The 10,432-nt window shown below is 75.3% G+C and carries 7 protein-coding genes and 2 pseudogenes; 1 reads left to right on the top strand and 8 read right to left on the bottom strand.

Features of this window, described 5'->3' with window-relative positions:
- Positions 1–536 precede the first annotated feature (536 nt).
- From IF83_RS31440 to IF83_RS0129205, 4 genes and pseudogenes are all read right to left on the bottom strand, one after another.
- Positions 537–2,409, bottom strand: a pseudogene (locus IF83_RS31440) (3' terminal RNA ribose 2'-O-methyltransferase Hen1); the annotation flags it as partial.
- A 108-nt stretch (positions 2,410–2,517) separates the two neighbouring features.
- Positions 2,518–3,570 carry a homocysteine S-methyltransferase gene (mmuM, locus tag IF83_RS0129215; RefSeq protein ID WP_030549337.1) on the bottom strand — a complete coding sequence of 351 codons (1,053 nt, stop codon included), beginning with the start codon at positions 3,568–3,570 and terminating at the stop codon, positions 2,518–2,520.
- Positions 3,551–4,000, bottom strand: coding sequence for a MerR family transcriptional regulator (locus IF83_RS0129210; protein ID WP_030549335.1), 450 nt, complete (start codon positions 3,998–4,000; stop codon positions 3,551–3,553). Before IF83_RS0129210 ends, mmuM begins: the two co-directional genes overlap by 20 nt.
- Positions 3,997–4,446 (bottom strand): hypothetical protein, encoded by a 450-nt coding sequence (locus IF83_RS0129205; protein WP_078844007.1) that lies wholly within the window; start codon positions 4,444–4,446, stop codon positions 3,997–3,999. Before IF83_RS0129205 ends, IF83_RS0129210 begins: the two co-directional genes overlap by 4 nt.
- A 357-nt stretch (positions 4,447–4,803) precedes the next feature.
- On the opposite strand from IF83_RS0129205, the gene IF83_RS0129200 reads away from it, so the two are divergent.
- Positions 4,804–5,727 (top strand): LLM class F420-dependent oxidoreductase, encoded by a 924-nt coding sequence (locus tag IF83_RS0129200; RefSeq protein WP_030549331.1) that lies wholly within the window; start codon positions 4,804–4,806, stop codon positions 5,725–5,727.
- A gap of 326 nt (positions 5,728–6,053) precedes the next feature.
- Here the strand turns inward: IF83_RS0129200 and IF83_RS0129195 are convergent, their stop codons facing one another.
- The 4 genes and pseudogenes from IF83_RS0129195 to IF83_RS0129180 form a co-directional block, all read right to left on the bottom strand.
- Entirely contained in the window at positions 6,054–6,530 is a 477-nt protein-coding gene (locus tag IF83_RS0129195; RefSeq protein ID WP_030549329.1) for a DUF6099 family protein, read from the bottom strand.
- A gap of 119 nt (positions 6,531–6,649) precedes the next feature.
- Positions 6,650–7,075: a MazG-like family protein gene (locus IF83_RS0129190; RefSeq protein WP_107046916.1), complete on the bottom strand. Its 426-nt coding sequence runs from the start codon at positions 7,073–7,075 to the stop codon at positions 6,650–6,652.
- Between the two features lie 337 nt (positions 7,076–7,412).
- Positions 7,413–8,546: pseudogene (locus tag IF83_RS0129185) on the bottom strand (AAA family ATPase); the annotation flags it as partial.
- Between the two features lie 144 nt (positions 8,547–8,690).
- Positions 8,691–9,116: a cell division protein SepF gene (locus IF83_RS0129180; RefSeq protein WP_051723527.1), complete on the bottom strand. Its 426-nt coding sequence runs from the start codon at positions 9,114–9,116 to the stop codon at positions 8,691–8,693.
- Positions 9,117–10,432 lie beyond the last annotated feature (1,316 nt).

Below are 10,432 nucleotides of genomic sequence, written 5' to 3'. Positions count from 1 at the left end.
GGGGGGGGGGGGGGGGGGGGGGGGGGGGGGGGGGGGGGGGGGGGGGGGGGGGGCTGGTGGTTCGATCGGTGCGGCCAGGGCGGTCGGCGCGGTCAGCTTGACCGGGGCCGTCCGTGCGGGCGGGGCTGGGGGGCTGTTCGTCGGTCATGCCGTCGTCGCCTCCTCCGGGGTCGTGGTGGTGGCCGCGGGGGCCGGGCTGGTGGTGCGGACCGGGGCGATGCTTCCGGGGGCCATGGCCGTGGCCGCGCCGGCTGGCGTTGCCGGCGCCGGATCCGGAGCGGCGGGCGGCGGTTCCGTGCCGCCGGAGCCGGCAGGTGCCGGGTCAGGGGCGGCGGGCGGCGGACCGGTGGCGGCGGAAGCCGGGCCCGTGCTGCCGGAGGCCACCGAGGTCGTCGCCGTGGCGTCTGAGGTCGCCGGACTTCCGGCGCCGGAGGTCACCGGGATCGCGGCCCCGGAAGACGCGGTGCCCGCGTCCCTCGGCGCCGTCCCCAGGCGCCCCGCCTGGTCCGTCCGCTCCGGTGCGGCGGCGGGCAGGGTGAAGCGGGCGAGCTGGGTGGGCGGGCCCACCTCCGGGTCGTCGGGGCCGACGGGCGCGAACGCGACCTCGTAGCCGTGGCGTTCCGCCACCCGCCGCGCCCAGGCGCGGAAGGCGGCCCGGTCCCACTCGAAGCGGTGGTCGTGGTGGCGGACATGCCCGGCGGGGAGGCTCTCCCAGCGCACGTTGTACTCGGCGTTGGGCGTGGTGACGACGACGGTCCGCGGCCGGGCCGCCCCGAACACCGCGTGCTCCAAGGCGGGCAGCCGCGGCGGATCGACATGCTCCACCACCTCGCTGAGCACGGCCGCGTCATAGCCGCGCAGCCGGGCGTCGGTGTAGGCGAGGGACCCCTGGATCAGCTGGACGCGTCCGGCCTGGCGCTCGCCCATCCGTTCCAGCCGCAGGCGGCGTGCGGCCACCCGCAGGGCGCGCGGGGACACGTCCATGCCGACGATCTCCGTGAACCGGGGGTCGGACAGCAGCGCGGCCACCAACTGGCCCTGACCGCAGCCGAGATCGAGCACCCGGGCCGCGCCGCAGTCGCGCAGCGCGGCGAGGATCGCCTCGCGCCGCCGCACGGCGAGGGGCACCGGTCGCTCGCCGGCGTCGGCGCCCTCGGTCCCGGCGGCGGAGGCAGCGGTAGTGGCAGCGCTCGGGAGCGCGGCAGCGGTCGCGCTCGGGACCGGGGCCGCGCCGGTGGTGGCGGTAGCGGTCGGCACCGGAGCAGCGCCAGTGGCCATGACAGGCGGACCCGGAGCAGCGGCGGCGGTCGCGCTCGGGACCGGAGCAGCGACGGGGGCCCCGGCGGAAGCCGCACCTCCGGTACCGGGCGCGTCCGCAGCCGTTCCCGCACCCGTTTCCGCGCCGCTCCCCCCGGCACCGACCCGCCCCACGGCAGACCTCCCGGCGGGCGGGTCCGTACGGGCCCCGACGCTCGGCGCGCCGGAAACGCCTGCGGCTCCCGCGGCTCGCCCGGCGTCGGCCTGACCGGCCTGCCCCACGCCCTCGGGTCCGGCCTCATCCGGCGCGGCGTCCTCCGGTCCGGCGTCCTCCGGCGCGTCGTCCGCCACGGCGTTGTCGAACTCCTCCGGCTCGCTGTCGTCCGCCTCCGCCAGCCGTGCCAGGGCCAGCCGTTCCAGCGCCTGCCGGGCCAGTCCCCGGCGGCGCGTCAGATAGCGGCCGGCGATCAGCTCGCGCTCCGGGTGGCCGGGCAGCCAGCCCGCGCCGGAGCGGAGCAGCTTGTCCACCTCGTCCGGGGCCACCCAGTAGTGCTTGGCGTCGTCGAGGACCGGCAGCAGGACGTACAACTGACGCAGCGCGTCAGCCAGTTGGTGCTCCCCTTCCAGCACCAGCCGGACGTAGCGGGAGTCGCCCCACTCGGGGAACCGCTCGTCCAGGGGCACCGGCTCGGCCGTGACCGTCCAGCCCAGCGGCTCGAACAGCCGCCGTACGAGCGCCGGCCCGCCCCGCGCCGAGAGCGCCGGAACCTCGATCCGCAGCGGCAGGACCCGCCCCGGCAGTTCCGGGCGGGCCTCGCAGCGGCCCTTGAGGGCGCTGGCGAAGACCTTGCCGAGGGCGACGGCGAGCAGGGAGGAGGCCGCGTACGGGCGGTCGTTGACGTACTGCGCGAGCGCGCCGTCGGGCGACGGACCGCGGTCCCGTCCCCTGGCGCGGCGGACCAGCGCGACCGGGTCCACCTCCAGCAGCAGCGCGGCCGTGCAGCGCTCGGCGGACGCCTCGGGGTAGAGGACGTGCGCCGTGCCGTGGGCGGTGGAGAACGCCTGCGCCCGGTCGGGATGCTTGTGCAGCAGAAAGCCGAGGTCGGTCGCGGGACGGTCCGGGGTGCCGGTGGTGCCGATGGTCAGGAACACCGTGTGAGTATCGCCGGACGACCCCGCGCCCGACCACGGGATTTCACGGCCCGGAGGCGCCGGGGGCGCCGGGAGGCCCGGCAACACCGGCGGCACCGGCGGCTCTGATCACTCCTGCGGCTCCGGCCGATCCGCCGCTCCGGCGGCCCCAGCAGGCCCGGCAAGCCCGGCGCCCCTGCCAAGCCCGGCCGCCCCGGCAGCCCCAGCAGCCCCAGCAGCCAGGCTCCGGCCCACGGCCGCGATCCGCTCGGGGCCCACCCGGCAGCAGCCGCCGATCAGCCGTGCGCCGGCGTCCCGCCAGGCGGGGGCGCGCGCCGGATCGTAGGTGACCGGCCCGCGCCAGTCGCGGGCCGCGGCGTCCCAGGTCTCGCCGCTGTTCGGGTAGACGACGACGGGCTTGCCGGTCACCCGGGCGGCGAGCTCCACCGCCCCGTCCGCGTCGCGCGGATCACAGCAGTTGACGCCCACCGCGATCACCTGCTCCCGGCCGGCGGCGACCCGGAACGCCTCGGCGAGCGGCTGCCCGGCCCGGGTCGCCGCACCGGAGACCGTGTACGACAGCCAGACGGGCAGGCCCGTGCCCTCGGCCGCGGCGAGCAGGGCCTCCGCCTCGTCCGTGTCCGGGACGGTCTCCAGGGCCAGCGCGTCCGGCCCGGCCTCGGCCAGCGCCTCGATCCGCGGCCGGTGGAACCGTTCCAGCGCGCGCACGCTCAGCCCGTACCGGCCCCGGTATTCGCTGCCGTCGGCGAGCATCGCCCCGTACGGCCCGACGGACGCGGCGACGTGGATCTCCTCGCCCGCCGTGCCCCCCTCCGCGGCGCCGCGTTCCACCGCGCTCCGCTCCGCCGCCCGGCGCGCCAACCGCACGCTGCGGCACAGCAGTCCGGCGGTCTCCGCCCGCCCGAGGCCGCGCCGCGCGAAACCCTCGAAGGTGGCCTGGTAGCTCGCGGTGATGAGGACCCGGGCGCCCGCCCGGAGATAGGCAGTGTGGGCGGCCTCGATCTGCCCGGGGTCGTCCGCCAGCAGCCGCGCCGACCAGAGCGGGTCGGTCAGGTCGCAGCCCTGGGCGGCGAGCTGGTTGGACAGCCCCCCGTCGAGGACGACGGTCCCGCCCGCGAGGGCGGCGGCGAGGGAGCGGGGGTCAGCGGCGGGATCCGGCATGGCGGGGCTCCTCGGCGAGGCCGGTGAAGGGGATGGGACAGCAGGCGCTTCCGGCGCATACGGCCAGGTCGTCACACCCGGCGGCCACGGCCGCGGCCAAGGCCTCGCGGATGGCGGTCAGATCCGCGATCCTCGCGTCGACCTCGTCGAGTTTCCCGGCCGCGCGCTCCCGGAGTCCCGCGACGGGGCGGCCGTGACGGTGACGGCCGGCTTCCAGCAGCCCGGCGACCTCCTCCAGCGTGAAGCCCAGGCGCTGGGCGGCTTTGATCACGCGCAGCACGGTCACCGCCCCCTGCCCGTACAGACGGTGGCCGCCCGGGCTGCGCTCCGGTTCGGCCAGCAGACCGCGCCGCTCGTAGTAGCGCAGGGTCTGGGTGTTCACCCCGGCCGCCTCGGCGACCTGCCCGCTGCGCAGCACATCGCGCCTCATCGCAGCGCTCCCTCAGCGGCGGCGCCCGCCCGGGCCGCGAGGGCCCGCAGGACCGGCGCGTGCGTTGCGTCCACCGCTATGTCCAACCACAGGACACCGGCGCCGGAGGTGACGTCGGAGGTGACGTCGGAGGTGACGTCGGAGGTGACGTCGGAGGTGACGTCGGAGGTGTCGTCGGAGGTGTCGCCGGAGGTGACGGTGACCGTGAAGGTGAAGAACGAGCAGCAGCCGCTCTCCTGGTCCGCCAGATCCCGGACCCGTCCCTCGAGCCCGGTGTCGCCGCCCAGTTCCAGACGCAGCAGCAGCGGCCCGGGCCGGGAGACCTTCCTCAGCCGTTCAGCGAACAGCCCGTCCCATTCCGCCATCCGCAAGGGCTGTTCCGCGCGGGGAAGGGTGCAGGACCGCGGCACCCAGTCGGGATCGGTCATCGTGCTCACTCCCGTCATCACGTCCTCCGTCCGGGGACGTCTCCGACGGTAAACCTGTACCTGGGTACGGGGTGCAAGTGGACGTCGTCCGCGAGCGCGTCACGGCGGGCCGGGACGGGTCCGGAGGAGGTCACGGCTCCAGCGGCACCCCGTCTCGTCGGGCCCGGGGCGTGTGCTATGCGGTTCCGGCGGCTGCCGCGGCGGCGCGCGGGCCGCCCGGTGCGGCGAGGCGTCGAGCGGGGGCTTCGTGCCGGGCGGGCGGGAGCCGGCGGCGGACCGGGGTGGCGAGCAGCGCCCGCCGGCACCTCCCGGTACACGCCCCGGTCGGCGGTACCCGGACGGGTTCCGCCACACTTCGCGGGCAAGATGGAGTCCATGGATCTCCGAGTTTTCACCGAGCCCCAGCAGGGCGCCGACTACGACACTCTTCTGCGCGTGGCCAAGGCCGCCGAGGATCTGGGCTACAGCGCCTTCTTCCGGTCCGACCACTATCTGCACATGGGGAACGTCGACGGTCTGCCCGGCCCGACGGACGCCTGGATCACCCTGGCCGGGCTGGCCCGGGAGACCGAGCGCATCCGCCTCGGCACCCTGATGACCGCGGGGACCTTCCGGCTCCCCGGCGTACTCGCCATCCAGGTCGCGCAGGTGGACCGGATGTCCGGTGGCCGGGTGGAACTCGGCCTGGGCGCCGGCTGGTACGCCGAGGAGCACGCCGCGTACGGCATCCCCTTCCCCAAGGAGAAGCTGGCGCGGCTGGAGGAGCAGCTGGAGATCGTCACCGGCCTGTGGCGCACCCCGGTCGGCGAGCGCTTCGACTACGACGGCCGCTTCTATCAGCTCTCCGACTCCCCCGCGCTGCCGAAGCCTGCCCAGGAGAAGGTTCCGGTGCTGGTGGGCGGGCTGGGCGCCAAGCGGACGCCGGCACTCGCGGCGCGCTTCGCCGACGAGTTCAATGTGCCGTTCGCGCTGCCCGGGGACACCGAGCGGCAGTTCGCCCGGGTCCGCGCCGCCGCCGAGGAGGCGGGGCGTGATCCGTCCGAACTCGTCTACTCCAACGCCCTGGTGATCTGCGCGGGCCGGAGCGACGCTGATGTCGCCCGGCGGGCCGGGGTCATCGGGCGTGAGGTGGACGAGCTGCGGGAGAACGGGCTGTGCGGTTCACCGGCCGAGATCGTCGAGAAGATCGGCCGCTACCGGGAGGCCGGTTCGGAGCGCGTCTACCTGCAGCTGCTGGACCTCTCCGACCTCGACCAGCTGGAGCTGATCGCCACCGAGGTCAAGCCGCAACTGGACTGACCTGAGGGCGAGTCGGGCCACGGGCGGGCTTGACGGGCTGAGCCACGGCCGGGTTGGGCCGCAGCCGAGCCGAGCCACGGCCGGGCCGAGCCCGGTACGGGCGCGGGAGCGCGGCCGTCCGCCGTTTCACCGTCGGACGGCGCCTCCCCGGCTCGCACGGACAGCGGTCCTCCGGACGGGAGGGCGCGGGCAGCCGTCACACCGCCTCGCCGAGCCGCCCGGCGGCCTTCGCGGAACGGCCGTTCACGACGGCGCCGCGTCACGACGGCCGTTTAGCACTGCCGTGGCGGACTGCCGTTGCGGGCTGCCACGTCACGACGGCCGCGTCACGACGGCCACGCCGCCGAGTCGGAACGCGGCTGCTCCAGCTCCTCCAACTGCCGCAGCAGCCCGCCGACCCGGTCCCCCGACTCGTCCACCGCGTCGATCACTTCCATGCACTGCCAGTAGAAACTTTCCACCTCCGCCGAGCACGCCACCCCCACCAGGGCGATCCCCACCTCTCCCAGGAGCGCTCCCAGCCCGATGAGCACCCGCCGCTGGTCGTGGACGTCCGACAGCCGGGCCGCCCGTACGCGGCCCGTCCACCGGGCCCCCTCCGGGAGGGAGCCGCGCAGCCGTCCGCCCGCCTCGCTCAGTCCCCGGGCCTCGGTCTCGAACTCCTGCGGACCGTAGAGCAGAAGATGGGTTCCCACGGCCTCCGCCAGCGCCTGCGCCTGCCATGCCTCGGCAACGATCTCCTGCGGGGCCCGGGCCCGAGCGAGGCCGTGCCGGGTGTCCTCGATCAGCCGAGCTGCGTCCATGGGTCCACCTCCCTCCTTGGAGCGATCACTGCCACTACCTAGAGTGACTGACCAGCAGCCGGGAGACCAGGGTTTTTCGGAATCTGTGGACAATAGTTCCCTTGTTGATTAGCCTTCCGTCACGGAGAGTTGCGATCAAGGGTGCGGTCCTTCGATTCATCCCTGGACGGCCCCGCCGACCCCCTGGACCGCGCCCGCCGCCCGGGCCCCTCAGGCACCGGGAAACGCCGCTCATTGCGGTCGATCTTGGCCGCCAGGGCCGCGGCCGGGTCGATGTCCAGCACCTCGCAGAACTGCAGCAGATACGCCAGGACGTCGGCCACCTCGTCCTCCACCCGGTGCGCCCGCTCCGGGTCGGACATCACCCGCGCCGACTCCTCGGGCGTGAGCCACTGGAAGATCTCCAGCAGCTCCGCCGCCTCGACGCTCAGCGCCGCCGCCAGGTTCTTCGGCGTGTGGTACGGCTGCCAGTCGCGCGCCGCCGCGAAGGCGGCGAGCCGGCGCCGCAGCGCGGGCAGTTCACGGCCGGTCTCGGCCCCGGGAATCTCGGTCACCCCCCAGATGTACCACCCGCACCCCGCCCGCTCCCCCGGCGCCGCCCGGGCTGCCACCGGTGCCGCCGCCGGTGCCGCCGCCAGTGCCGCCGTCGGGCCCGCTGACGGCACCGCGCCACGGGGCACCACTCGCGTCGTCCGCGCCGTCCGCGCTGTCCACGGCGTCCGCACCTCCGGCACCGTTCGCGCCATTGCGGCCGTTCGCGCCGTTCCGGCCATGCGGACCGTTGACGCCGCCGCTCACGCCGCTTACGCCCCGCGCGTACCGCGCACCACCCGCACCCACCCCGACCGGCCCGCCGCCCGCACCCCCCACGGCGTCCAGCGCGTCCACGCCGTCCACTCCGGGCACTCCGGGCACCGGTGCCCCGTCCCGCAGCGTGCCCAGCAGCCGGATGTGCCCGCGCCGGGTCATCCGTGCCGCCAGCGCCAGCAGTTCCGCCGTCTGCCGCCGGTCCAGGCTGCGGTCGAAGTCGTCCGCCAGCACGGTGAGCACCTGGCGGGCCGACAGCACCTCCGCGACCGGGTCCACGTCCAGCACCCCCGGCCCGGTCAGCAGCACCAGCGCCAAGGCCAGGTAACGCAACTCGCCGTCGCCGAGCCGCTCCACGGGGGTGGCGGCCTGCGCGCCGCGCCGCAGCACCGCTCGTACCGTGCCGTCGGCGAGTTCCTCCACCGCCAGGTCCTCGACGGCACCGGCGCAGCCCGTGCGGGAGGCCGCGACGAGGGCGCCGTGCCGGGTCCCGCACTCGCCGCGGGTGCGCCGCAGCACCTCGGCGAGATTCCCGCAGCCGCCCCACAGCCGGCCCTCGCCGACGGCGACCGGGGACCGCATCCGGTCCGGGCGCGGATCGCACGCGAAGGAGGAGCGCAGGGCGACCACGACCTGCTCGGCGGCGGCCAGCACCTGCCGCTGGCCCTCCGTCGTCCCCGCGACGCGGAGCGGCAGCAGCGCCGTGCCGAGCCGGTCGTCGGGCAGCGGCGCCCGGGTCACCCGGGCCGAACCGGCGGTGTGCCACTCCGCCTGAACGGAGCGGCGCCGGGGGTCGCGGAGGGCGGTGGACAGCAGGATCCGGCCACCGGCCGTCAAGCGCTCGCCGATGAAACGGAGTTCGGGCTCGGTGCGGAGGGCGACATCGAGGCGGACGGGGCCGGCGGGGCCGTCGACCGTGCAGCCGATCCGGAAACCGCGCCCCTGCCGGCCGCCGGCCGCAGCCGCCCGTTCCGGCACGCAGGCGGCCGGATCGGGGAACACCTCACCGAGCGGGGCGCCCGCACCCAGCCGCGCCAGCGCCGCCAGGGCCTCCAGGGCGGACGATTTGCCGCTCCCGCTCGGGCCGGCGAGGAAAGTCAGCGGCGCGAGCGGGACGACGGTGCCGCGGTGCGATTTATAGGCGGGCAGGCGGAGTTCGGTGAGGACGGGACGTACGGGGGCGGGCGGAATGGGCAGGGCGAGGTCCATGGCGGGACCGTAAGCCGCCCGGAGGGAGGCGAACCGTTACATCCTCCGGATCTTCCTACGATCGGGGTACGCGGAGGCACCGCCGGGCGGAACCAGCCGGGCCGGACGGGCTCAAAAACCGAACTCCCGCCGCCCCGAACGCAGTTACTGCCGGACGCCCGCGCCGAGCCGGGGCTCGGCGACCTCCGTGCCCGCCGGGGTCAGCAGGAAGACGTCACGGTCGACCCGGTGCATCCCCGCGCCGAGGCCGAAGACGACCCCGCTGGAGAAGTCGAGGATGCGCTTGGCGACATCCGCGTCGGCGCCGGTGAGGTCCAGCAACACCGGGGTGCGGCCCATGAGATGCTCCGCGACATCGCGCGCGTCGGCGAAGACCTGCACCCTCAGCACCACGAACCGGCGGGTGTCCTCCACCCGTTCCTCCTCGCCCGGCAGCGCCGGGTGGCCCGGCCAGGACGGCCATGCGGTGTCGCCGCGCAGCGGGACGACCTCGGCGAGTCCTTCCCACTGCTGATCAGTGACGTCGTAGCGGCCGTTCACCTGACCTCCTAGTGGTGGGCTCGTAGGCATCGTTCTTGCCCCGGAGCCGGGAAATACACATGCGACGACAGTACTGAGAACCACTGACACCCGGGGCGAAGCCACACAAGACGCCCCGACGGGATGGGGCTTGTTTCATGACGTGGTCGAGGGGATCAGGCCGCGGGCGCTCCGGTTCGTGATCCGTGACGATCTCGTTGATACGGCGGCTCACGATGAGCCCATGGCGAGGCGGGAGCGAACGCCGGGCAGGGCGGGACGGGGCCGCTACGGGTTGTGTCCTCGGGATTCCGACACCTCGGCTGCGTCACCAGCTGGCGGCAAGCCACCCGAAGCCGGCCGGTCGCCAGGGCGCCGACACGACGCTTTGGGTCCGGGTGGGGCGTGATCGCTCGCGGTGGAGCGGGGGCCTGGCGGCAAGCGGGTGAGAGCCGCTGGGCGGTGGTGATGGCTACCGAAGGCGCGGCTGGTTGGCCGGGCTCCGGGGCTCTGGGGCTCCGGCGCTCTGGGGCTCCGGGGCTCCGGGGCTCCGGCACTCTGGGGCTCCGGCGCTCCGGCGCTCTGGGGCTCCGGGGTCCGGCGCTCCGGCACTCCGGCGCTCTGGCGTTCTGGCGCGCTCTGGCGTTCTGGCGCTCCGGCGCTCTGGCGTTCTGGCGTTCTGGCGCTCCGGGGCTCTGGGGCTCTGGTGGGTTCGGGCATCCGTGCCGAGGGCGGGCCCGTGGTCGGTCGTCTATCCGGGGCCTTATGCCGCCGGGGTCGGTTCGAAACGCGATGGCGTGGCTGGTGCCGGTGGGGGTGCGCGGAAGCACACGCGCGTCTGATCTCTTCGGCTGTCCCGCCGTCGTGGCGGGCTGTCGGTGGTGGCGGTCGTGGGCGGCTGTCGTCGGCTGCTGCCAGTGTGTCGGCTGCCGCTGCCCTTGCCCTTGCCCCTGCCCCTGCGCTCCTGTCCCTGCCGCTGCCGCTGCCTCTGCCTCTGCTCGCGCCCCTGCCTCTGCCTCTGCCTCTGCCTCTGCCTCTGCTCGTGCCCCTGCCGCTGAGGCTGGCTGGAGGTGTGGGGGGTGCCGGGGCCCTGTGGACGGGGTTGGGGCGAAGGGCTTTCCCGGCGGCCGGGCTCTTGCGGTTGGCGGGCCGGTCGCGGGTGGGGCTTGTCTCGGTGGGCGGTTTCGGGGGCACACGCCCCCGGTGCTGTCCGGCCTTCGGGTCGTCGTGGCGGGCTACCGCCGGCAGCGGTGCCCAGGGGTGGTGCTGGGGTGTGTGGTGTGGGTCGGGGGTGGAGTTCCCGGGTCCGGTTTCGGTCACTCGTTCGGGTGGTTCCAGCCCGTGGACCTGGATGTATTACCGTCCGT

Origin of the sequence: Streptomyces albus subsp. albus (assembly GCF_000719865.1) — a bacterium.
Lineage (GTDB): Bacteria > Actinomycetota > Actinomycetes > Streptomycetales > Streptomycetaceae > Streptomyces > Streptomyces albus_E.
This window is presented reverse-complemented; position numbering and strand designations above follow the sequence as displayed.

Coding starts and splice junctions, on each gene's coding strand:
- IF83_RS0129180 (WP_051723527.1), bottom strand. CDS start 9,116: ATGCCTACGAGCCCACCACTAGGAGGTCAGGTGAACGGCCGCTACGAC.
- IF83_RS0129195 (WP_030549329.1), bottom strand. CDS start 6,530: ATGGACGCAGCTCGGCTGATCGAGGACACCCGGCACGGCCTCGCTCGG.
- IF83_RS0129210 (WP_030549335.1), bottom strand. CDS start 4,000: ATGAGGCGCGATGTGCTGCGCAGCGGGCAGGTCGCCGAGGCGGCCGGG.
- IF83_RS0129205 (WP_078844007.1), bottom strand. CDS start 4,446: ATGACGGGAGTGAGCACGATGACCGATCCCGACTGGGTGCCGCGGTCC.
- IF83_RS0129200 (WP_030549331.1), top strand. CDS start 4,804: ATGGATCTCCGAGTTTTCACCGAGCCCCAGCAGGGCGCCGACTACGAC.
- mmuM (WP_030549337.1), bottom strand. CDS start 3,570: ATGCCGGATCCCGCCGCTGACCCCCGCTCCCTCGCCGCCGCCCTCGCG.